Raw genomic sequence first — 21,397 nt, forward strand, 5'->3', positions numbered from 1 at the left:
GGATAGTAAAGTTGCAGAATGGTGTGACGGGAACCTATACCTTGCAGGCTTAACCAAAACGAATCCTATGCGCTTGTTGTCTACTTGCTTGCTGTCTTTCTGCCTGCTTTTGTCACTTTCCAGGGCATCGGCCCAACAGTTCCTGCCGCCTATCGAGCGGTTCTCGGGTAGTAAACCGGGTTATCTGGTGCTCAAAACGGGCGAACGGATTGACTTTACCCTCGACGACCTCGACCGAAAAAAGGGGCTGATCATTCGCATTGAAGGAAAAACCCTGGATGGTAAAAAATTCAAGTACGAAGCCGATGAGATTCAGGAGGCGGGCCTTACCCCCTCCGACTTCGCCAAGTTTGCTTCGTTCAACGAAAGCACCCGATCTATTGCTAAAATGCAACGAAATAAGGTAGGCGAATCGGGCCGGAATCTGGTGCTTTTCTATAACGAACGCCTCGACGATCAGAAGCGGGAAGCCCTGCTACAATTGGTCAATCCTGGTTTTGAGTCGCGGATTCGGGTATATGATGACCCGTTTGCGGCCGAAACCACGGGCGTAGGCTTCGGCGGAATTCAACTGACCGGCGGGATGGACAAATCGTTTTACGTTCGCACTAACAACAAAGTTATTCGGCTGAAGAAGCGGAATTACGACGAACTGTTTGCGCCGCTGTTTGACACCTGTCCCGCCGTTATGACCAAGTACGGCAAGAATTTCGCTTGGCGCGATTTCGCCTACCACGTCTTCATGTTCGATCAGGAGTGCGGGGATATAGCTAGTAAATGAGTTTGAGATTAGTTTGGCGTTTGATGGCTAAGGTTTAAAGTTGGCTGACACGAGAGCACTACTCCTTCGTCAGCCAACTTTAAACCTTAGACGTCAAACGCCAAACTCATTTACCGCCTTTACCGGTATAACGCCGCCAGTTCGTTGGCGCAGCGTTCGCCGTCCATAGCAGCCGACACAATTCCGCCTGCGTAACCAGCCCCTTCGCCGCAGGGAAACAGCCGACGTACCTGTACGTGCTCGCAGGTGTTGCGGTCGCGGGGGATACGCACGGGCGACGACGTCCGGCTCTCGATGCCGATCAGCTGCCCCTCGTTGCTGACGTACCCACGCATTTTCTGGCCAAAGTCGCGCAGCCCTTGCTGGAGCGGTTGGGCAATGTGGTCGGGCAGCACCTCGCGCATATCCACCGACACCAAACCGGGCTGATACGAGGTTGGTAGCAAGCTAGCCGATGGCTTGCCAGTCACAAAATCGGCTACGCGCTGCGCCGGGGCCGTTTGGCTCAATCCGCCCGACAGGCTGCTGCCAACGGTGCAGGCGCGCTGCTCTACGGCCTGTTGCAACAGCAGACCAGCCAGCGGGCCATGCTGCGCGTAAGGCTTCAGATCGGTTTCGGTAATGGCCACGACCAGCCCCGAATTGGCATACGGTGAGTCGCGACGGGAAGGCGACATCCCGTTGACGACCAGTTCGCCGGGAGCGGTTGCCGAGGGCACGATAAACCCACCGGGGCACATGCAGAACGAGAAAACACCCCGCTCCACCCCGCCAAACTTCGTCTGAGTAACGAGGCTATACGAGGCAGCAGGCAGGTAATCGCCCCGGACTGGATGGTTGCGGCCGAGGTTGGGCGTTTGGGTGCTGTGGCGCGGGTTGCCCTGACGTGGGCCGAGGTGGTACTGCAAGGTGTCGATCAGCGACTGCTGATGTTCGATCCGCACCCCCATTGCAAAGGGTTTCGCTTCGATCAGTACGTCGCGTTCATGCAACAGGTGAAAGATATCACGGGCCGAGTGTCCCGTCGCCAGAATCACGCCAACGCCAGTGTGTTCCTTTCCATCGGCCGTGACCACGCCCCGCAGTTGATCGCCTTCGCGCAGCAGGTCCACCACTTTCGTATCGAAATGCACGGCGCCACCTGCTGTCAGAATGCTTTCGCGCAGGGCCGTAACCACGTTGGGCAGTTTGTTGGTGCCGATATGTGGGTGCGCATCCACCAGAATCTGCTCTGTGGCGCCGTGAGCCACCAGAATTTCCAGAATCCGCCGAATGTCGCCCCGCTTGCTCGAGCGCGTGTAAAGCTTGCCGTCGGAATACGTACCGGCGCCGCCCTCACCGAAGCAATAGTTCGATTCTGGGTTAACGACATGGTCTTTGTTGATCGCCGCCAGATCGCGGCGGCGTGCCCGCACGTCGGAGCCACGTTCGAGCACGATGGGCTTCAAGCCCAGTTCGATCAGGCGCAGGGCGGCAAACAGGCCCGCCGGACCGGCCCCCACGATGATGACCGGTTTGGCCCGGCTCACGTCGGGGTACGTTAGTCCATGGCGAATCAGAGGCGGTGGCGTTTCGCCAGCATACACATCCGTTTCGATATGCACACGTACCTGACGGCCGCGCGAGTCGATCGACTGACGGCGTTTGCGCACGACCACGTCGGGCGAATCGGGAAGTTGTAACTGCTTAAGAACGAGCGTGCGGAATGCCGCTTCGTCGAGACCCTGCTCCGGCGCGAGGGTCAGCGTAAGTTGTTGATGCATGCGTAAAACGGGCCGGTGGTTATCCGGCAACAGTGGGACAAATTTACCACTTTCGCCCCACTTTTTCGTCAGAGGCATCGGATAGACCGCTGTAGGGTGCGCCTTTAGAGGGTATCAAGCTTTTGTAGAAACCTGCATGTTCCAATGACCGACGCCCATCCGTATCGAACAGGGCAGCGGCAATCGGTTTGCGCATACAGGGGCTATTTACTTTTCGTCAGCCTGCTTGTCGCGGGTATTTTTCTGCACCGCAATGGCAGCAAATAGACTCAGCATGAACGACATAGCATAGAAGCCTTTTTCGCTGGCCGTCAGCGTGGCGTTCCAGAGGCCCACCGTCAGTAGCAGAATGGCCAGCAGGGTCGAGAACCAGCTCAGGGAGTAGTAGAGATTCGTGACGGGGATACCCTCTTGTCGGTCGCGGACACTTTTCTGCACCGATATGGCCGAAAACAGCCCGTACATCAAGATCGTGAAGTAATAGCCCTTCTCATTGAGGGCCATCGTTGCATTGAAAAGACCGATGTTGTAGGCGATGGCGCCGATAAGCAGCGCCGCCCACGAAGCGCCGATAAATGCCGGAGATGGCTGTTGGTTCATGGTAGAAAAGGCGAGTGGTGATTCTGGGGAAAGATATTAAAAAAAGAATCGCCTGATTAACACGCATCAGCCTGCGGTCGTATCGGTCAGCAAGATTGAGTGAACGGAACGGCAGACCACATGCGCATGGCTGGCCGACGTATTGAATTTTCCGCGTTACAGAACACGCCCTACCTAGCTGTTGGTCGACAAACAAACGATCACCCGATGGGTTCGGTAGCCGATGGTGCGTTTGCAAAAATGAAGTAGAGAGGAATAAACCCAAACACGCCCATCGACAGCCAGGGGTGCACAAACGCCAATGCGCCACCCAGCAGGTAGAGCACGGGGCCAGCCAGTACCGAGCGGGTGGTGGCCTGCCGATAATGTTGTAGATCAACGCTTTTTCGAAGCACCTGCGGATTGGTGAGGGCGTACCACCGGATGAGGCTAAAGGCGAGCGCCATCAGGGCCAGAATGCTCCCAAACACAAACAGAGCCAGTGGGTTACCGGGGTAGTCGCCCATGAGCGCGGTCGGAAAGGGAATAAAGGAACACCAGAGCAGCAGCAGGGCATTGAGCCAGAAGAGCCTGTGGGTGATGTGCTCGACCTGCGCCAGCAGCCGATGGTGATTGACCCAGATGACGCAGACAATCAAAAAGCTGATGATCCAGCTCAGGATTTTGGGCATCAGCGCCAGCAGTGCCACCCCCAACTCACCCAACGACTCGGGCTGTTCAAGGCGTGGGACCTTGATTTCCAGCACCAGCAGCGTAACGATAATGGCAAAAATGCCGTCGCTGAACGCCTCGACCCGCGTTTTGGAAAAGTAATCCATACGGTTGATCGTTTAGCGGGTCAGCATCTTGAACGCCATGCCCCGGCCGTGGCCCCGAAACAGCGCCAGGTTGATCCAGTTGAGGGCGAGTTGCTCGATCAGCGTAAACGTATCGTTGCCGCCGAGGTCGTAGCAGGTGCCGAAGCCAATCTCGGTAGCCAGTTGGGTGGCCACGGCCTTGCCGCGAGTGCTGTCGCCCGCCGTAAACATGTCGGCGGCCTGTTCGCCGAATTGCGGATTGAGCATATTCTCGAAACCCGTGGTATTGAAGCACTTGACCACATCGCGGGTAGCCGTGTAGGCCAGAATGGCGTCGGTGGTGTTGCTGAATCCGGCCGGCCCCATCCCGCGCACGGTGTTCATGGTGTCGATGATGACTTTACCCGTGGTGTCGTCCAACTCCTGCACCACCTCCACGACCTTCAGGGCGGGTGTCGCCAGCACGATCACGTCGGCCTGAGCGGCGGCCCGTTCCGGCGACGTAAACCGGTCTTCCCCAATCTGGGCAGCGAGCCGCATCGATTTTTCGGACAACGGAAAGCGGGTGCCGACCAGGACCGTGTGGCCTACGTCAACGAAGCGTTGGGCCAGGGCGCCGCCTACGTTGCCGGAGCCAATAATGGAAATTGTCATACTAAAAATAATGTGGTGTAGTGTCTGACGCCAGACCTTGTCAATCGGCCAAACGCAAGGCCAGGTACGTTATTCGCCAAGCGCTTCGATGATGGCGCGGGCTGTTTCGGCACCCGAGAAGTTTTGCTGTCCCGTGACCAGATTGCCATCGCGAATGGCAAAACCCCGCCACAACCCGGCCTGCACGAAGTTGGCGCCCAGTTGCTTCAGTTCGTCTTCAATGCGCCAGGGCATCACGTGCTTGTCGCGCGCGAGCAGGCCATACGCCCACACGGCATTATCGGCAAAATCTTCCTCCACGTTGGCAAATCCCGTTACGGTTTTGCCTTTAGCCAGATAGTCGCCATTGCTCAGTTTGGCATACCGCAGAATAGCCGTTCCGTGGCACAGCGCCGCCGTTACCTTCCCCGATTCGTAGAACTCGACAAATTTCTGGTGCAGCTCGGTTGCCTGCCCGAAGGTAAACATCGGCGCCTGCCCGCCCGCCACTACCAGCGCGTCGAAATCCGGTACGTTCAGGGTGGCGATGGGTTTGGTGTTGTCGACCAAGGCCCGCAGGCTTTCGGTGTGAATAAACCCCTGCGAGATGAGGTCGGTCGAGGAGTAGCCGCTCGCATCGTTGGGGTCGCTCATGGCGTCGGGATCGCAGCGGCCACCGTCAGGGCTAAAGAGTTCAATCTCGTAGCCTTTCTCGGTAAATTCGTAGTAGGGGTGTGTCAGCTCGCTCCACCAGAAGCCGACGGGCCAGCCCGTGGTGGTCGAAACAGCCGGGTTGGCAATGACGATTGCAACGCGTTTGGGTCGCCGGGTAGTCACCCGATTTGGATCTTTAAGGCTCATGGCTACAGTTTGTTCTGATTTTTTGTTGACCTGAACAAATGTATGTTCACCACTATACCTTTAGGGATATTTATACACCGAAGTGTGATACTCTCCATTTAGAGAGTGTTTGATAAACAATTACTTACAAGATGCCTGACTTTCTACACAACGGTAAACTTTATTACAATCCCGTCGAGTTTGCGATGGCCCACATCGGGGGTACCTGGAAGATGCCGATTCTGTGGCGGCTCAACAAGCAGGTCATGCGGTACAGTGAGCTGAAAAAATACCTGCCCCACATTAGCCATAAAATGCTGACCACGCAGTTGCGCGAACTGGAAGCACACGGGTTTGTAACGCGCACGGTGTTTCCGGTGGTGCCACCGCACGTAGAGTACAGCATTACCGACAAAGGGCGCCGGGTGATTCCCGTCATCGAAACGATTCGACAGTTTGGGCGTGAACTGATGGACGAGCAAGGCATTGTCGAACGAAAAACGCCCTGATGATCCCTGAGAAAGCCCTGCCGAGGGAGTAGATCGAACCGTTGAGCCCTTAAATTGGACCTGATTGGCAACATATGCCAGCGGTTTCCTGTTTTGGCCGTATGCAACCTCAGCAACCTACTAGCCCACGCCCAGCCACCGTACGCGCCGGTAACACCGATGCCTTCGAGGCACCCGACTTTTACCAGATCGACGACCTGCTGACGGCCGAACAGAAACTGGTTCGTTCGGCCATGCGGACATTTGTTAAGCGCGAAATCACGCCGACCATCGATGAGTACGCCCAACGCGCCGAATTTCCCGAGGGTATCGTGCCGAAGTTTGGTCAGATTGGGGCCTTTGGTCCTACCCTACCCGTCGAGGTGGGCGGCGGCGGTCTCGATCAGATCAGTTACGGCCTGATGATGCAGGAAATTGAGCGCGGCGACTCGGCCCTTCGCTCAACGGTGTCGGTGCAAAGCTCGCTGGTGATGTACCCGATCTGGGCGTTTGGCTCCGATGAACAGAAGGCGCACTACCTGCCCCGGCTGGCCAAAGGCGAGTTGTTGGGCTGTTTTGGCCTCACCGAAGCTAACCACGGCTCCAACCCCGGCGGCATGGAAACGGCGTTTATCGAACGCAGCGATTATTACCTGCTCAACGGTTCGAAGCTCTGGATCACCAATGCTCCCATCGCCGATATCGCCATTGTGTGGGCGAAAAACGAACAGGGTAAAATTCGGGGACTGATCGTGGAGCGCGGCATGGAAGGCTTTTCCACCAATGACATCGAACGCAAATGGTCATTGCGGGCCAGCCGCACGGGCGAATTGATTTTTCAGGACGTGAAGGTGCCCAAAACCAACATGCTGCCCGAAGCCATCGGATTGAAAGCGCCGCTCCAATGCCTCGATCAGGCCCGTTACGGCATTGCGTGGGGCGCCGTGGGGGCAGCGATGGACTGCTACGAAACAGCCCGACGTTACACCCTCGAACGCATTCAGTTCGATAAGCCCATCGCCTCCTTCCAGCTGGTGCAGAAGAAACTGGCCGAAATGCTCACCGATATCACCAAAGCCCAACTCGTGTGCTGGCGGCTGGGTACGTTGAAGAACAACGATGCCGCCACGACGGCGCAGATTTCGATGGCCAAACGCGACAATGTCGACATGGCTTTGCGGGTGGCACGTACCTGTCGGCAGTTGCTCGGTGGCATGGGCATCACGGGCGACTATCCCATTATGCGCCACATGATGAACCTTGAGTCGGTGATTACCTACGAAGGCACCCACGACATTCATCTGCTGATTCTGGGCGAAGCCATTACGGGTATTGGCGCCTTTAAGTAGGAACTCGCTATGCGGTTTGTATCAAGCAGATAAGCTGATTGTCTGCTTGATACAAACCACGTTTGTCAAGGATTAGAATCGGCACCCTGCCGCTGACGAGGCCGTGATGGTAATGCCGGGCAAATCCTGACACAGGACATAGGCTTTTTGCGGATACCGACCCGCCCGGTAGTGGAAGTAAAAGACCGAATCACGGCTCGTATTGAACACATCCGGCAACGTACCTCCCCGAAACGCTACCGAATCCAGACTGGCCAACAGGCAGTTGGGTACGTCCCGGCCATCAACCTGTTTCCAGGTAGCGCCCATTTTGCTGGGTGTTAGCAGCTGCACCACGCTGGCCTCGCAATAGTTGGCGATGAAACGCCCTTTCAGGCAGGTAGAGGCGTCGTCCGGGCGGCAACTCAAGCCCAACAAAAACAAGGCGAGCAGGCTATAAGCCCGGAGGTTTGAACATTGGTTTGACGGCATACATGTAACGGCATCGGCGTTTTTTCAGACAGACCCCCAAACGCCTAAAGTAGTTGGCGTTGCCATTGGCGTTTTTGATAGCAAACCTCTTTTGGTATGAAAAAAACGCTATTCCTTCTCCTTGCTACCTTTACCAATCTGCTGGCTCAACCTGTGGAGCGGCTGGTTAAAGTCGTGGTTACGCCCGATCATGCCGACTGGCAGTACAAGCCGGGTGAAGCGCCCCGGTTCAACGTGGTCGTTTACCAGAACAATGTTCCGCTTCGGGGGGCTTCCGTGCGCTATGAGATCGGTCCCGAAAAAATGGATCCAACGCAGAAAGAGACGCTCACTCTGCGCGACGGCACAGCCAACCTGACGGGCGGAACCCTGAAAACGGCGGGTTTCCTGCGCTGCACGGCCACGGCGGTTGTCGATGGAAAAGAATACAGAGGCATGGCTACGGCTGCTTTTGATCCACTGGCGATCAAGCCGACCGTAGCCAACCCGGCGGATTTTCAGGATTTCTGGAACAAAGCCAAAGCCGATCTGGCCGCCATTCCGCTCGACGCCCGCCTGACGCTGCTGCCCGAGCGCTGCACCGGCACGGTCAATGTCTACCACGTCAACATCAACAATTACGCCCCACCGAGTTGGAACAACGCGCAGGCTCGCCTGTATGGCATTCTGTGCGTTCCGAAAGCGGAAGGCAAATACCCGGCGTTACTGAAAGTGCCCGGCGCGGGCATTCGGCCCTATGCGGGTGATGTGGCGATGGCCGAGAAAGGAATCATTACCCTCGATATTGGTATTCACGGCGTCCCTGTCAATATGGACCCGGCCGTGTATGCCAATCTGGCCGGTGGCGCGCTGTCTAATTACCAGAATTTCAACCTCGACGACCGCGACCGCTATTACTACAAACGTGTGTATATGGGGTGTGTACGAGCCATCGACTTCATCGCCAGCCTCCCACAATACGACGGGCAGAACCTGGCCGTCACGGGTGGTAGCCAGGGCGGGGCACTGTCGATTGTCACGGCGGGGCTCGACAAACGGGTGAAATGGCTGGGGGCGTATTACCCGGCACTTAGCGACATGACCGGCTACCTGAATGGACGCGCCGGCGGTTGGCCGCACCTGTTTACCGGCACGAGTCTGGCGTTTAACAATACGCCGGCCAAGATCAACACCGTTGGTTACTACGACGTGGTAAACTTCGCCCGACTGGTGAACGTACCTGGCTATTACTCGTGGGGCTACAATGACGAAACCTGCCCGCCCACGTCGATGTATGCGGCCTACAACGTTATCAACGCACCTAAGTCGCTCAGCCTCTTCCTCGACACCGGCCACTGGACGTACCCAGAACAAACCGAGAAAATGAACAACTGGCTGGTCGAGCGACTGAAAGGGTCGAAGTGATCTGTTCGAATACGTGGCTGACGCACAAGAGACGCAAAGGCGGTCCGCCGCAGCGGTTGCGTCTCTACCTACGGGTTTATCAGATGCCGCTGTACCAGCGCCTGTACGGCGGCATCGCCTACCACAGCCTGTTGTGGGCGGGGGTGATCGGCGGTGAACACGCGCAGGTCGTCTTTGCTCAGCAGGGTGTTGGGCGACTCATCAGGATTTCCGCTGGTCAATACCCGATTTAGGTCGAGCCCCAGGTACTGCGCCAGAAAGCGGTACGCCGCCGCGCGTTTGCTGGGGCCGTAATCGTGCCCTTCGTTGGCCAGGTGAACGTTGGCGACGTTGGCTTCGGCTCCGTAAAGGCGGTATACGCCCTGCACATAAGGGTATTCTATACTGGGCGTGTTTTTCGTCCAGTCGCCCCCGTCGGAAATCAGCAGCAGCGGACGCGGAGCGGCCAAGGCGGCAATCTCGGCGTTATTGGTCTCGTGGGTGGGGCGTTTGTGAATGGGCATGCCGCTCTCGCAGGTGCATCCGCCAAAAAAGTGGGCCGATACCATCACCGTCGGTACCGACACCGTTACGCGGGGGTCAAGCGCCGTCAGCAGGAACGTCTGCGTGCCCCCACCCGATTCGCCCGTTACGCCTACTCGTTTGGCGTCGGCCTCGGGCAGGCTGAGCAGAAAATCGAGCGCCCGGGTGCTGTTAAGCGTTTGCAGGGGCTGCGTTGTGGGAAGTTTGTGGGCGCATTGCGTGGCCTCACCGTAGCCAACCATATCAAAGGCAAACACCACCGCCCCCATGCGGGCCAGCGTAGCGCACCGTTGCTGCGCCGCCTCCAGCGTGCGGCCTTCCATCGTCGGGGAGTGTCCATGCGGACAAAGCACCACAGGCCGTTTACCCTTGAACCCAATTGGCCGATATAGATTGCCCGTCACGAAATAGCCGGGCAGGCTCTCGAACGCTACGTTCTCGACGGTATAGCCGTTTTGTTGGCGCAGGCTGTGGCGAATAGGCTTCAGCGGAGCGAACGCCGGTTTGTCGGGCAGATTCATCCCCGCCCGAACGCCTTGCCGAATCAGCGTTGCCCGTTTTTCCCAGGCCGCCCGCGTTGGGTATGTTCGGGCGATGTCGGTGAGGCGTTGGGCGGCCTCGGCCTCGGTATAATAAGCTCCCTGCCGCAGATCGGGGCGGGCCGCATCAGGCTGGGCCTGCATAAACAAGGGCACAATGAGCAGGACGGGCAACAAGAAACAAAACGATTTCATGACTACCAAACGCAAAATCGACTCCGTCTTACCCAAGGGGATCATCACAGAGCCACAAAGGGCACGGAGGCGTTTTTAGCGAATCAGTTGTTCGCTCCAAAATACCTCCGTGCCTTTTGTGGCTCTGTGGTAATCCTTTTTACACTTACCGATAATAGGCCTCGCTCCACCGAAGCTGATTCTTCAGGTCGAGCAAGCGGGTGTGTTCGTCGATCAGTACGTATTCGATACCAGCCATTTCGGCGAAATCTTCCATATAGCTGGCGGTCAGGTTCTGGCTGAACCCGGTGTGGTGCGCGCCACCCGCGTAGATCCAGGCGGCAGCGGCCGTAGCCAGATCGGGGTTGGCCTTCCATAACACCCGTGCGACGGGCAAATTGGGTAGTTCGTGCTCCGGCTTGACGGCTTCGACCGTGTTGACCAGCAGCCGGAACCGGTTGCCCATGTCGATGATCGATGCGTTGAGCGCCGGACCCGCCGGGCAGTCGAACACCAGCCGGACGGGGTCAGCCTTGCCGCCAATGCCCAACGGATGCACCTCGCAGCGAACGGCACCCTCAGCGATGCTGGGACAAATCTCAAGCATGTGCGCTCCCAGCACGAGGTTATTACCCGGCGCGAAATGGTACGTATAATCTTCCATGAATGAGTTGCCACCAGGCAGGCCGGAACCCATCACTTTCATGGCCCGCACCAGCGCCGCCGTTTTCCAGTCGCCCTCACCACCAAAGCCATAGCCGTCGGCCATCAGGCGCTGGGTAGCAATGCCGGGCAGTTGAGCCAGCCCGTGCAGGTCTTCAAACGTATCGGTAAAGCCTTTGAACTTACCGTCCTCCATGAATTTCCGCATGCCCGCCTCGATCCGGGCCGCCGTCCGCAACGACTCGTGCATAGCACCGCCTTTGCGCAGGTTGTCGGCCAGGGCATACTGGGTTTCGTAGTCGGCCAGAAGCTCATCGACGGCGCTGTCAGGTACGTTGTTGACGTAGAAAACCAGATCGCCCACGCCGTGCGTATTGACAGAATAGCCAAATTTCAATTCAGCCTCGACCTTGTCGCCTTCCGTTACGGCGACCTGCCGCATGTTATCACCGAAGCGGACAAATTTGGCGCCCTGCCAGTCGTGCCAGCCCGCCGCAACCCGCGCCCAGGCACTCAGTTGCTCATGGACGTGAGGCGCCTGCCAGTGGCCCACAACCACCTTCCGGTTGAGGCGCATCCGCGACATCATAAACCCAAACTCCCGGTCGCCGTGGGCCGACTGGTTCAGGTTCATGAAATCCATATCGATCTGCCCCCAGGGAATGTCCTGGTTAAACTGCGTGTGCAGATGCAGGAGGGGTTTCTGCAACTGTTTCAGCCCCCGAATCCACATTTTGGCGGGCGAAAACGTGTGCATCCAGGCCACCAGCCCAATGCAGTTCGGGTCGACGTTGGCCTGGCTGAGCAGGTTATAAATCTCGTCGGGCGTGGTCAGCACGGGTTTATACACCACCCGCACGGGCAGTTGACTGTCGAGTTCAGCCACAATCCGTTGTGAATGGTCAGCTACCTGCCGAAGCGTTTCTTCCCCATACAGGTGCTGACTACCCGTAATGAACCAAATGTCAAGTGATTTTAGCATACCATTTTTTGTTCAATGTTCCACGTCCAATGTCCAAAGCAGTTTGCCTTATCTAGCAGCGACCTTGAACGTGGAAGGTGGAACATTGAACGTCGTTCATTGTCCGTAATACGAATGGGCGCCGTGTTTGCGCTCGTAGTGTTTTTTGATGAGAGAAGCAGGGAGCCGGTTTACGTCGGGCCGCAGCGTACAGCTTAGATAGGCCATCTGGGCAATGGCCTCCAGCACCCCCGCATTGTAAACCGCTTTTTCGATGGATTTACCCCAGGTAAAGGGTGCGTGGTTGGCCAGCAACACCATTTCCACCTCGTCGGGGGTCAGGCCGCGCCGCGCAAATTCCTGCAAAATCTGGTTGCCCGTTTCATGTTCGTAATCACCTTCGATCATCGTGGCGTCCATGGGTGGGGCGCAGGGCACATCGACGGTCAGGTGGTCGGCGTGGGTGGTACCGAGGATCGGGATATCGAGTTGCGTCTGCGCCCAGGCCGTTGCGTAGGTCGAGTGCGTGTGTACAATGCCACCGATGCCCGCCCAGTTTTTATACAGAACCGCGTGCGTTTTTGTATCCGACGAGGGGCGCTTGCTGCCCTCCACCACGTTGGCGTCGAAGTCGACGATCACGATGTCGTCGGGCGAGAGGCTATCGTAGGGAACACCACTCGGTTTGATGGCAAATACGCCCCGCTCCCGATCGACCACGCTGGCATTGCCGAAAGTAAAGATCACCAGACCCAGCTTCGGCAACTGCATGTTAGCCTCGTAGCAGGCTTGTTTTAATTCGTTATACATGGTTAATCTAATGAATAATGCACGATGTACAATGCACAATGGAATATGGAATATCGTACGGAGAGCTTTCGCGACAGCGGTTCGCCGCCCGGCTCATTATGCATTGTACATCGTGCATTGTACATTCCCTTACGCCTTCTTTTGCTCGACAAATTCGCCCAACGCTTTGTACCGCTGGAACAGGCGTTCGTAACGGTCGGCGTTGGCCGGGATGGGCGTATAGGTAGCATCGAAACCGCTGCCCATTGCCTGCATGGCCGTGGGTACGTCGGGGTGAATACCAGCGGCCACGGCAGCGTACATAGCCGCGCCGAGCGCCGGCGCCTGCTCAGACGTGGCAATTTTGATGGGGCGATTCAGCACGTCGGCGAGGGTCTGCATCACGAAGGCCGATTTTTTGGCCACGCCACCCAGTCCAATTACCTGGCGGATGGGAATGCCTTCGCTTTCAAATCGCTCCACGATCGTCCGCGAGCCAAAGCAGATGGCTTCGACCAGCGCCCGGAAAATTTCGGGTGCGCCCGTGCCCATGTTCAGGCCCGTGATGGCTCCTTTCAGCGTCTGGTTGGCATCGGGGGTACGGCGTCCGTTTACCCAGTCCAGCGCCAGTACACTGCTCAGTTCGGGGTCGACGGCTTCGGCGGCAGTTGAGAGCTCGCCCATCAGCCGACTGGCAATATCCTGCCGGAGCGCCGTTTTCTGCTCATCCGACAACGTACCCGACGAATCGACCAGCCGCAGCGGCCACTCGAGCACCCGCCGGAACCACGCCAGCAAATCGCCAAAGGCCGATTGCCCCGCTTCGAGGCCCAGCATACCGGGCACGATGGAGCCATCCACCTGTCCGCAGATGCCCCGCACCAGCGTGTCGGCTACATCGGCGGTGGGCGCCACCACCATGTCGCAGGTCGACGTACCCATCACTTTCACCATCGAGTAGGGCTCAATCTGCCCGCCGATGCCACCCGCGTGGGCATCGAACGTACCTACGGCCACCACGGTGTCGGTGGTGAGGCCGAGGCGCGTGGCCCATTCGGGTGAGAGCGTACCCGTGGGTTGGTCGGCGGTATACGTATCGCTGAACAGGCGGTCGCGCAGGCCCGCCAGTTTGGGGTCCAGGTACGTTAGAAAAGCCTCAGAGGGCAGACCATTCCAGCTTTCGTGCCAGAGCGCCTTATGCCCCGCGGCGCACCGGCTCCGTTTCAGGTCGGCCAGCGACGAACCGGTGAGCAGCAGCGGGATGTAGTCGCAATGCTCCATCCACGAGTGCGCAGCCGACGCCACCGCTTCGTCGGTGCGGACAATGTGCATGATTTTGGCCCAGAACCATTCCGACGAATAAATGCCGCCCTCAAAGCGGGTGTAATCGCCTTCGTCGGGGTGCGTTTCGGCCCAGGTACGTGCCTTCTGGTTGATTTCGTCGGCTTCAGCTACAGACGTGTGGTCTTTCCACAGCACAAAATGGCCGTTGGGATTATCGGCAAAAGCGGGCGTGAGGCCCAGCGGCACCCCGTCGGCATTGACGGCGACCGGCGTGGAACCAGTGGTGTCGACGGCAATCCCGCGCACGTCGGCGGCGTCGACTTCGGGCGAGGCCGCGAGCACGGCCCGAATGGTGGTTTCAAGCCCCTCGATATAGTCGAGCGGGTGCTGCCGAAACTGATTGCGGGCCGGGTGGCAATGCAGACCGGCCTGCCAGCGTGGGTACGTGAATACCGACTGAGCCAGTTCGCGCCCGTTGCTGGCATCGACCAGCACCGCCCGAACCGAGTCTGTACCGAAGTCGAGGCCAATTACGTAGGCTATCATAAAGAGAAAGGTAGGGGGTCATTGGGCAATACGATCGGCTGCTGCCTATCAACACGAAGACAGCGGCAGTTAGCCCGGTACAAATAAAAAAAGAACCTCTGGCATTCTACCAGAGGTTCTTTTACGAAAGCTAAGCTAAAATTGACTATTCGTAAGCGATACGGCTCACAATACTGCGTCCGAGCGTGATTTCGTCGGCATATTCGAGATCACCGCCGATGGGAATGCCTCTTGCAATGGTCGATACGCGCAGGCTGAAAGGCCGCAGTTTTTTCTGTAGATAGAACGCCGTAGTATCGCCTTCCATGGTGGGGCTAAGGGCCAGAATAATCTCTTTAACGGGTTCGTCGCCTTCGTTTTGCTGGGTCAGCCGCTGCAACAGTGAGTCGATGTGCAGATCGCTGGGGCCAATGCCTTCTACGGGCGAAATGATGCCACCCAACACGTGATACAGGCCTTTGTATTGCGCTGTATTTTCAATCGCCAGCACGTCGCGGGTGTCTTCCACCACGCAGATGGTCGATCCATCGCGGCGGGGGTTGGCGCAAATCGAGCAGAGTGTATCGTCGGAGAGGTTATGGCATTTGCGGCAATACTGCACCTTCGTGCGGGCCGATACCAACGCCTGCGCCAGCGTCTGGGTTTGATCTTCGTCGCGCTTCAGCAGGTGTAACACCAGCCGCAGGGCCGTTTTCTTACCAATGCCCGGCAGCTTCGACACCTCCGTCACCGCATCTTCAATAAGCTTCGAGGGAAACTCCATGTATAGAGAATGTACAATGAATAGTGTACAATGTACAATGGATTGCCGCACATGACAGTTGTTCCTTTACAGGAGCTTCATTGTGCATCGTACCGTATCGTACATTGTGCATTCAGTTAAGCACCTCGGCAGAAATGCCCCGGCGGCAGATTTCATTTCGCATGGGGACCAACTCCTCAAAACCACCATTTTTGACGGTGCATTTGCCCTTGTAGTGAATCAGCAGGGTGCATTGCTCGGCCTGTTCGGGCGTGTGGTGCACCACGTCGATCAGGGTGTCGATCACGTGTTCAAACGTATTGACGTCGTCGTTGAAGACTACCAGGTTGTAGACTTCTGTCTCAACGACTTCGTCCAATACCTCAACGTCTGGTTCTGAGAACGGCATCATAACTGGGCAAGTTGTTGGTTTGATTGTTGGCAAATTTACGGAAATTTGGCCGGTTAATCCCCTTTATACTAACCCCGCGAGTCGGTTAAAAGTTGCCCCTCTGAGATGAATTCCACTACTGCGCTGATTATCCTGATTGCCTATTTTGCCATGCTGATCGGGGTGTCGTACTACACCTCCCGTGGGGCCGACACCAACACGTTTTTTACGGCTAACCGCCAGTCGCCCTGGTATTTGGTGGCGTTTGCCATGATCGGCACGTCGCTCTCGGGCGTCACGTTCATTTCGGTGCCGGGGGCCGTGGGCGGGGCGTTCAAAGGCTTCGAGGGCTACAAGGGCTTCTTTTACTTCCAGGTGGTGCTCGGCTATATCATCGGTTACTACGTCATCGCCACGGTGCTGATGCCGATGTACTACCGCATGAACCTGATTTCGATTTACGGCTACCTCGAAAAACGCTTCGGATTCTGGTCATACAAGACCGGCGCGGGCTTTTTTCTGCTGGCCCGGACGGTTGGCTCGGCCCTGCGGCTTTACGTGGCGGCGGGTGTGTTGCAACTGGCCATTTTCAACGATCTGGGTATTCCCTTCGAGGCGTCGGTGGCCATTACAATCCTGCTGATCTGGCTCTATACGTTTAAGGGCGGGGTGAAAACGATCATCATCACCGACACGCTGCAAACTACGTTTCTGGTAACGGCTGTGGCCCTGACGATCGTGCTGATTGCCCGGCAACTCAATCTGGGTACGTCGGAAGTGACGGCGGCGATCAAGAACAGCCCCTACTCGCAGGTGTTTTTCTTCGACAACTTCAACGACCCGCGTAACTTCTGGAAGCAGTTTATTTCGGGGGCGTTCATTGCCATCGTGATGACGGGGCTGGATCAGGATCTGATGCAGAAAAACCTCACCTGCAAAAACATTGGCGAAGCCCAGAAGAATATGTTCTGGTTTACCATCACGCTCACGATTGTGAACTTTATGTTCCTGTGCCTGGGCGCGTTGCTGTACATCTACGCCAATACCAAAGGCATCGAGGTGCCCGCCAAGACCGATAACCTGTACCCGATGCTGGCGCTGAACCACTTTGGCCCCGTGGTGGGTATCACCTTCCTGCTGGGCATCACCGCCGCTACCTACGCCTCGTCTGACTCCGCCCTGACGGCGCTCACCACCTCATTCTGCATCGATTTTATGGAGGTGGAACGCCGCCCCGAGGCCGAACGCTCACGGATCAAACACTGGGTGCACATTGGGTTTTCGGTACTGTTCTGGATCGTGATCGTCATCTTCAATCAGTTCAACAACGGTGATCTGATCACGGCCGTATTCGACCTGGCGGGGTACACCTATGGGCCACTGCTGGGCCTGTATGCCTTCGGGCTGTTCAACAAACGCCCCGTCCGCGACAATTGGGTGCCACTGGTGTGCATCCTCTCCCCTTTCCTGACGTATTATGTGAATGCGCATTCGCAAGCGTGGTTCAATGGCTACACCTTCAGCTTCGAACGCCTGCTGCTCAACGGCCTGTTTACGTACCTGGGCCTCTGGGCACTCTCCCGCAAAGCCGAGCAACCACAGACGGTATAAGCAAACGCATAAAATAAGGGAGCAGACCGGCGGGTTTATAAACTAGCCGGTCTGCTCCCTTATTTTATGAACCAGCAATTCACGGAAAACCGGTAGTCTTTAAACGCCAGATTGGGCGCTCTGACAGGCGCAACCGAGTGGGGAGCCACCGACGAGAAAACTAATAAGCTATTGCTAACGGGGCTGATGGTTACCGGCTTGTCGGAACCGGGCAAAAAATCGACCGGGTACATAATCAATTCGCCGCCTTCAAACTGTTTGGGCTTGGCGAAAAAGTAGTAGACGGCCGTCACGACGCGCATATCCTGAATAAGCGTCTTGTCATTGATATCAATATGCTCTCTGAAGTGGCCACCGTCGCCAAAGGCCGCGATGTTTAGTTCGTGTTTGCGAACCGGAAACGGTGCCACACCAGCTGCCTGGAATATCGCGGCTTCGTTATCCGTCAGGGCTTTTTCGAAAACGTCGGCAAACTTTCCCATCGCAAATAGTGAGCTGGACTGCTTGGCGGTTGGGTCGACCGCAGTGCCGTGATTCACCTTTGAGGGTTTAAAATTGTGCTCATTGGCAAGCACATAGTCGTATAACTCGTTTACGATTTCTTTCGACAAGAAGTTTTCGAACCGATAATAAGGAAACAACTTAGGCATAGGGTACGGCTATTTGTTAACTAGTTCACTAACAAGCCAATAGATAACGCCAAGTTTGCGCTTCTTTCGCAGAACTAGTATCGATTGGCCAACAGAAAGCCGCGGAGCTATGGCTTCATTCAGGTACGTATGTCGTGCTTTGTTTTAACCGTTATTACGACCTACGCCTCGTCTGACTCCGCCCAGAACGTACCCAAGCTGGCAATCCGGTGAGCCGACTGGGCTGGCCAATATGACTGCACGGATCGCCGCCTTTCCAACAGATCCCGCTGGGTAATAAGAGGCACTTAAGTTACTAGACAGTAGTCCCGCTTAACTTTTCGGCTTCATGGTCTGTTTGTATAAGGCTGGTGGGTCAAATGACCACTGGCCTCATCATGTATCGCCCCATTCTACTACTTTTTTTCTCCCTGCTGCTATTGGCTCCGGCCTGGGGGCAGGTTAAACGTCCGTCTCGTACGAAGCGCCCCCAGAACCCGTACCGACGAGCTTACCAGAAGGGCGAATTCACCCTCCCCCCGACCGATTCTACCTCGCCGCGCGTACCCTTTGTGCATTTTCCGTTCCCGCTCACCAAAGGCATTAGCCGGGCTACGCTGGGCGTTACGTTCACCACGACCCCCCGCGACATCACCGAGGAAGTACAGTTGAGCGTCCCTGCTGGGGACCTGGTGGTACTCCACGGCCTGACCGACAACCTGGCTCTGACGGGTCGGTTCACGTTTCAGTTTCTGCAAAACAACGCCTCGGCGGGCCTGCGCTACAGCTTCCCGATCAAGGGGCGGTTTTATGGGTCGGTTGGAGCCGAAGCCGGCGCCTGGTTTGGCTCGCTCCAACTAGCACAATTCAACAACCGGGGATTTGGCATACAGGGGCGGCCAACGGCAGCCATTGGCTTTCGCTCGTCGCGCGACCTGCTGGTTACGCTGCGGGGTGAGATCGACATGAGCTTCTTCTACCGGTCGCGGGTGGGGCAAACCGTCAGCGAACGCGGCCGGGTACTCTACAATGGCGCCGGGGCCACAATCACGCTGGAGCAGGCGTTCTTTGGACGGCGGCACGTGGCACTTGGCTTCCGGGCGCTCTATACCGACTTCAACTGGCAGTTCTGGTCGTTGTATTCCACCTTCGATCGCGCCATTTTTTATCCCGAGGCCTTCATCGGCTTCTTCTTATAACCTATGAGCCGGGTCTGTTGCCGATTTATCAGCAATGGTCCGTTTATCCAACGTCATTGCTACCTATGCGATCGCTTTCGTTTCAACTCTTATTAATCAGCCTGTTGGCCCACCTGATCGGGTGCCGACCGGGCCTCAACGATACCGTACCTTTTCCCAAGCAGTTGGGTGAGGGGTTGAATACGGAAGGGGCCAAGCTGCTCTACACCCAGACCCGCAAAGCCTGCGAAGGCGTCTACACCATTGCCGATGGTTCCGATGCTTTCGGGGAAGAACTGGCCGCCAAGTGGTCACACACGGTGAAAGCGCCGGGCGACACCACGCACTACATGACGCTCTTCTGCGAACCGCAGGCTGCTTTTTTTATTTTGGAAGGTCGGCAGGTAGGCGACTCGCTGGTGTTTGAAGGTTTCTGGCGGCGGTTGGTCAATTCCGAAACCGGAACAGCCCGTTTCGTCGTGCAGAAAGCCAATGGCGGCAGCGTGTTGCTTGACCCAACCTGTTGCCAGACCATACCGCCGGGGCAGGTTGTCTTTCGGGGCTTTTATGGATTTGGGGAAGAGCCGCGTCGGTTTCCGATGTCATTCGCCTCGAACCGCCCACTGAACCCTCAGCCTTTCCAGATTCTGGCGCACCGGGGGGGTGGCCGCACCTCCGACCTATTGCCTGCCTCCGAAAACTCGGCCGAGATTATTCGGCTGGCTCCCCGACTGGGGGCTACCGGCGTCGAGATCGACATCAGACAGACTAAAGACGGCGTACCGATTCTGTACCACGATAATCAGCTCAACCTGCGGCTGACCCAGAAAAACGGCCTGATCGGGCCTATCGAAGAATACACCTACAAGCAACTGTCGTCGTTTGTGCGGCTGATTAACGGCGAAAAAATTCCGACACTTGAGGAAGCCCTGACGGCCGTCGTATACGATACACCCCTCGAAACGGTCTGGCTCGATACAAAAGATGTGCGTGACATGGAGTTGGTCCGGCAGATTCAGCAGACGTATCAGCAACGGGCCAATGCGCTGGGCCGACGGCTCACGATCTACATAGGCTTGCCTTCCGAAGAGACTGTGGCGCAATTTGAACAACTGCCCAACCATCAGCAGACGGTCTCTCTCTGCGAACTGGATACGTCTATTGCCAAACGGATCAACGCCAAGGTGTGGGCACCGCGCTGGACCCTGGGGAATCCCATTGCCGAGACCAGGGCCATGCAGGCACAGGGACGGCGGGTCTTTATCTGGACCCTCGACGTACCCAGCTTTATTGAACAGTTTATCAATGACAATACCCTCGACGGTATCCTCACCAACTACGCGCCCGTTGTGGCTTATTACCACTATGTCAAGCGATAAGCCTCAACCCATCTACCGCCGTGGGAGACCTACCAAGCCCGCTCTGCGCCGGTTAGTTGTCTTGTTTTGCGTGTGCTGGCTGGGCCTGACCACTGCCGCCCTGGCCCAACAAACCGATTCGACGCGCCGCCGACCTGTGCGTAAAATCCCGAGAAGCACGCGGGTACGTACCCGGCGCCCCCTCCCACCGGCCTACACCCCCCGCCTCAACCGGCGCGGTCAGGTACGTAGACTCAGCCCCGAACAGTTGTGGGATGCCAAACCCGACTCTACGCACCCCAACCGGGGGCCGTTTCGCCTGCTGGTTTACACAAGCCTGGGTGGGTCTATTTATATGCCTGCCATTGGCACCCCAGGTACGTTGGCCGATGAGCGCAAAATCCGGCTGGGCCTGCCGCTGACGGCGCGTGTGATGTGGCAAACCGACCACCGGCTCCGGCTGGGCATCGAAACCGGCTATCTGGATATGTATAGTTACCGGGGGACGATCAACGGCGAACCGGCCCGCGTTCGCCTGTCGGCCGTACCGGTACTGGCGGTGTTCTCCATGTCGGTAGTACGGCGGTTTGCACTGTATGCCGGTACGGGCCCATACATCGTTAATTCTGAACTGAGCTACGATGGCAATACCCGAGGCCATACGTTCAGCATCGGCTGGATGGTGGCCGGTACGTATACGCAGCCGATCACCCATAATCTTGGGCTAGCTGCCGAATTGAAATGGTACGACGCCACCCAGACCAACGACGCCTGCATGCTCTTTCAGGCCACGCTGGTCTGGCGGGCGCTGACCTGGTAGAACTTTGTTTGCCGTTTGGGGTTTGATGTTAAACGTTCGGTTTGGCGCTGGTCGGTAGCCAACG

22 protein-coding genes are annotated in these 21,397 nt (G+C 57.0%); 8 read left to right on the plus strand and 14 right to left on the minus strand.

Going from position 1 to position 21,397, the window contains the following annotated elements:
* Nucleotides 1–109: 109 nt before the first annotated feature.
* Nucleotides 110–781 carry a hypothetical protein gene (locus ACAW74_RS02805; RefSeq protein ID WP_370696668.1) on the plus strand — a complete coding sequence of 224 codons (672 nt, stop codon included), beginning with the start codon at nucleotides 110–112 and terminating at the stop codon, nucleotides 779–781.
* 119 nt (nucleotides 782–900) lie between these two features.
* Here the strand turns inward: ACAW74_RS02805 and ACAW74_RS02810 are convergent, their stop codons facing one another.
* From ACAW74_RS02810 to ACAW74_RS02835, 6 genes are all read right to left on the minus strand, one after another.
* On the minus strand, nucleotides 901–2,544 hold the full coding sequence (locus ACAW74_RS02810) for an NAD(P)/FAD-dependent oxidoreductase (RefSeq protein ID WP_370696669.1): 1,644 nt from the start codon (nucleotides 2,542–2,544) through the stop codon (nucleotides 901–903).
* A gap of 43 nt (nucleotides 2,545–2,587) precedes the next feature.
* Nucleotides 2,588–2,740 carry a hypothetical protein gene (locus ACAW74_RS02815; protein WP_370696670.1) on the minus strand — a complete coding sequence of 51 codons (153 nt, stop codon included), beginning with the start codon at nucleotides 2,738–2,740 and terminating at the stop codon, nucleotides 2,588–2,590.
* A gap of 11 nt (nucleotides 2,741–2,751) precedes the next feature.
* On the minus strand, nucleotides 2,752–3,144 hold the full coding sequence (yiaA, locus tag ACAW74_RS02820; protein WP_370696671.1) for an inner membrane protein YiaA: 393 nt from the start codon (nucleotides 3,142–3,144) through the stop codon (nucleotides 2,752–2,754).
* 200 nt (nucleotides 3,145–3,344) lie between these two features.
* Entirely contained in the window at nucleotides 3,345–3,962 is a 618-nt protein-coding gene (locus ACAW74_RS02825) for a TMEM175 family protein (protein WP_370696672.1), read from the minus strand.
* A gap of 12 nt (nucleotides 3,963–3,974) precedes the next feature.
* Nucleotides 3,975–4,640, minus strand: a complete 666-nt coding sequence (locus ACAW74_RS02830) for an NADPH-dependent F420 reductase (protein WP_370697216.1) — start codon at nucleotides 4,638–4,640, stop codon at nucleotides 3,975–3,977.
* Nucleotides 4,641–4,664: 24 nt separating this feature from the next.
* On the minus strand, nucleotides 4,665–5,435 hold the full coding sequence (locus tag ACAW74_RS02835) for a type 1 glutamine amidotransferase domain-containing protein (protein ID WP_370696673.1): 771 nt from the start codon (nucleotides 5,433–5,435) through the stop codon (nucleotides 4,665–4,667).
* Between the two features lie 131 nt (nucleotides 5,436–5,566).
* On the opposite strand from ACAW74_RS02835, the gene ACAW74_RS02840 reads away from it, so the two are divergent.
* Nucleotides 5,567–5,923 (plus strand): winged helix-turn-helix transcriptional regulator, encoded by a 357-nt coding sequence (locus ACAW74_RS02840; RefSeq protein ID WP_370696674.1) that lies wholly within the window; start codon nucleotides 5,567–5,569, stop codon nucleotides 5,921–5,923.
* A gap of 101 nt (nucleotides 5,924–6,024) precedes the next feature.
* Nucleotides 6,025–7,251, plus strand: a complete 1,227-nt coding sequence (locus tag ACAW74_RS02845; protein ID WP_370696675.1) for an acyl-CoA dehydrogenase family protein — start codon at nucleotides 6,025–6,027, stop codon at nucleotides 7,249–7,251.
* Between the two features lie 72 nt (nucleotides 7,252–7,323).
* On the opposite strand, the gene ACAW74_RS02850 is transcribed toward ACAW74_RS02845, so the two are convergent.
* A complete protein-coding gene (locus ACAW74_RS02850; RefSeq protein WP_370696676.1) occupies nucleotides 7,324–7,722 on the minus strand; it encodes a hypothetical protein in 399 nt (132 codons plus the stop codon).
* 96 nt (nucleotides 7,723–7,818) lie between these two features.
* On the opposite strand from ACAW74_RS02850, the gene ACAW74_RS02855 reads away from it, so the two are divergent.
* On the plus strand, nucleotides 7,819–9,126 hold the full coding sequence (locus ACAW74_RS02855) for an acetylxylan esterase (RefSeq protein ID WP_370696677.1): 1,308 nt from the start codon (nucleotides 7,819–7,821) through the stop codon (nucleotides 9,124–9,126).
* A 68-nt stretch (nucleotides 9,127–9,194) separates the two neighbouring features.
* Here ACAW74_RS02855 and ACAW74_RS02860 read toward each other — a convergent pair whose 3' ends face one another.
* The 6 genes from ACAW74_RS02860 to ACAW74_RS02885 form a co-directional block, all read right to left on the minus strand.
* Entirely contained in the window at nucleotides 9,195–10,382 is a 1,188-nt protein-coding gene (locus ACAW74_RS02860; RefSeq protein WP_370696678.1) for an alpha/beta hydrolase family protein, read from the minus strand.
* Between the two features lie 145 nt (nucleotides 10,383–10,527).
* Nucleotides 10,528–12,006, minus strand: coding sequence for an L-arabinose isomerase (gene araA / locus ACAW74_RS02865; protein WP_370696679.1), 1,479 nt, complete (start codon nucleotides 12,004–12,006; stop codon nucleotides 10,528–10,530).
* 96 nt (nucleotides 12,007–12,102) lie between these two features.
* Nucleotides 12,103–12,795: an L-ribulose-5-phosphate 4-epimerase gene (locus ACAW74_RS02870; RefSeq protein WP_370696680.1), complete on the minus strand. Its 693-nt coding sequence runs from the start codon at nucleotides 12,793–12,795 to the stop codon at nucleotides 12,103–12,105.
* Nucleotides 12,796–12,924: 129 nt separating this feature from the next.
* A complete protein-coding gene (locus ACAW74_RS02875) occupies nucleotides 12,925–14,604 on the minus strand; it encodes a ribulokinase (RefSeq protein ID WP_370696681.1) in 1,680 nt (559 codons plus the stop codon).
* Between the two features lie 145 nt (nucleotides 14,605–14,749).
* Nucleotides 14,750–15,367 carry a recombination mediator RecR gene (recR, locus tag ACAW74_RS02880; RefSeq protein WP_370696682.1) on the minus strand — a complete coding sequence of 206 codons (618 nt, stop codon included), beginning with the start codon at nucleotides 15,365–15,367 and terminating at the stop codon, nucleotides 14,750–14,752.
* A gap of 112 nt (nucleotides 15,368–15,479) precedes the next feature.
* Complete coding sequence (locus ACAW74_RS02885; RefSeq protein WP_015331825.1) at nucleotides 15,480–15,758, minus strand: ATP-dependent Clp protease adaptor ClpS; 279 nt, start codon at nucleotides 15,756–15,758, stop codon at nucleotides 15,480–15,482.
* Between the two features lie 105 nt (nucleotides 15,759–15,863).
* Here ACAW74_RS02885 and ACAW74_RS02890 point away from each other — a divergent pair, with 105 nt between their 5' ends.
* Nucleotides 15,864–17,348, plus strand: coding sequence for a sodium:solute symporter (locus ACAW74_RS02890; protein WP_370696683.1), 1,485 nt, complete (start codon nucleotides 15,864–15,866; stop codon nucleotides 17,346–17,348).
* Nucleotides 17,349–17,407: 59 nt separating this feature from the next.
* On the opposite strand, the gene ACAW74_RS02895 is transcribed toward ACAW74_RS02890, so the two are convergent.
* The gene (locus ACAW74_RS02895; RefSeq protein WP_370696684.1) at nucleotides 17,408–17,998 is read right to left on the minus strand and encodes a 2OG-Fe(II) oxygenase; all 591 of its coding nucleotides are present in this window, start codon (nucleotides 17,996–17,998) and stop codon (nucleotides 17,408–17,410) included.
* Nucleotides 17,999–18,375: 377 nt separating this feature from the next.
* Here ACAW74_RS02895 and ACAW74_RS02900 point away from each other — a divergent pair, with 377 nt between their 5' ends.
* The 3 genes from ACAW74_RS02900 (at nucleotide 18,376) to ACAW74_RS02910 (ending at nucleotide 21,333) form a co-directional block, all read left to right on the plus strand.
* Complete coding sequence (locus ACAW74_RS02900) at nucleotides 18,376–19,176, plus strand: hypothetical protein (RefSeq protein WP_370696685.1); 801 nt, start codon at nucleotides 18,376–18,378, stop codon at nucleotides 19,174–19,176.
* Nucleotides 19,177–19,241: 65 nt separating this feature from the next.
* Entirely contained in the window at nucleotides 19,242–20,534 is a 1,293-nt protein-coding gene (locus tag ACAW74_RS02905; protein ID WP_370696686.1) for a glycerophosphodiester phosphodiesterase, read from the plus strand.
* Nucleotides 20,521–21,333, plus strand: a complete 813-nt coding sequence (locus tag ACAW74_RS02910; RefSeq protein WP_370696687.1) for a hypothetical protein — start codon at nucleotides 20,521–20,523, stop codon at nucleotides 21,331–21,333. Before ACAW74_RS02905 ends, ACAW74_RS02910 begins: the two co-directional genes overlap by 14 nt.
* The last annotated feature ends 64 nt before the right edge of the window (nucleotides 21,334–21,397 follow it).

It is taken from the genome of Fibrella musci (genome assembly GCF_041321105.1).
GTDB classification, from domain to species: Bacteria; Bacteroidota; Bacteroidia; order Cytophagales; family Spirosomataceae; genus Fibrella; species Fibrella musci.

Coding starts and splice junctions, on each gene's coding strand:
- ACAW74_RS02900 (WP_370696685.1), top strand. CDS start 18,376: ATGTATCGCCCCATTCTACTACTTTTTTTCTCCCTGCTGCTATTGGCT.
- ACAW74_RS02845 (WP_370696675.1), top strand. CDS start 6,025: ATGCAACCTCAGCAACCTACTAGCCCACGCCCAGCCACCGTACGCGCC.
- ACAW74_RS02855 (WP_370696677.1), top strand. CDS start 7,819: ATGAAAAAAACGCTATTCCTTCTCCTTGCTACCTTTACCAATCTGCTG.
- ACAW74_RS02895 (WP_370696684.1), bottom strand. CDS start 17,998: ATGCCTAAGTTGTTTCCTTATTATCGGTTCGAAAACTTCTTGTCGAAA.
- recR (WP_370696682.1), bottom strand. CDS start 15,367: ATGGAGTTTCCCTCGAAGCTTATTGAAGATGCGGTGACGGAGGTGTCG.
- ACAW74_RS02825 (WP_370696672.1), bottom strand. CDS start 3,962: ATGGATTACTTTTCCAAAACGCGGGTCGAGGCGTTCAGCGACGGCATT.
- araA (WP_370696679.1), bottom strand. CDS start 12,006: ATGCTAAAATCACTTGACATTTGGTTCATTACGGGTAGTCAGCACCTG.
- ACAW74_RS02885 (WP_015331825.1), bottom strand. CDS start 15,758: ATGATGCCGTTCTCAGAACCAGACGTTGAGGTATTGGACGAAGTCGTT.
- ACAW74_RS02840 (WP_370696674.1), top strand. CDS start 5,567: ATGCCTGACTTTCTACACAACGGTAAACTTTATTACAATCCCGTCGAG.
- ACAW74_RS02815 (WP_370696670.1), bottom strand. CDS start 2,740: ATGCGCAAACCGATTGCCGCTGCCCTGTTCGATACGGATGGGCGTCGG.
- ACAW74_RS02810 (WP_370696669.1), bottom strand. CDS start 2,544: ATGCATCAACAACTTACGCTGACCCTCGCGCCGGAGCAGGGTCTCGAC.
- ACAW74_RS02890 (WP_370696683.1), top strand. CDS start 15,864: ATGAATTCCACTACTGCGCTGATTATCCTGATTGCCTATTTTGCCATG.
- ACAW74_RS02870 (WP_370696680.1), bottom strand. CDS start 12,795: ATGTATAACGAATTAAAACAAGCCTGCTACGAGGCTAACATGCAGTTG.
- ACAW74_RS02835 (WP_370696673.1), bottom strand. CDS start 5,435: ATGAGCCTTAAAGATCCAAATCGGGTGACTACCCGGCGACCCAAACGC.
- ACAW74_RS02910 (WP_370696687.1), top strand. CDS start 20,521: ATGTCAAGCGATAAGCCTCAACCCATCTACCGCCGTGGGAGACCTACC.
- ACAW74_RS02875 (WP_370696681.1), bottom strand. CDS start 14,604: ATGATAGCCTACGTAATTGGCCTCGACTTCGGTACAGACTCGGTTCGG.
- ACAW74_RS02905 (WP_370696686.1), top strand. CDS start 19,242: ATGCGATCGCTTTCGTTTCAACTCTTATTAATCAGCCTGTTGGCCCAC.
- ACAW74_RS02850 (WP_370696676.1), bottom strand. CDS start 7,722: ATGCCGTCAAACCAATGTTCAAACCTCCGGGCTTATAGCCTGCTCGCC.
- yiaA (WP_370696671.1), bottom strand. CDS start 3,144: ATGAACCAACAGCCATCTCCGGCATTTATCGGCGCTTCGTGGGCGGCG.
- ACAW74_RS02860 (WP_370696678.1), bottom strand. CDS start 10,382: ATGAAATCGTTTTGTTTCTTGTTGCCCGTCCTGCTCATTGTGCCCTTG.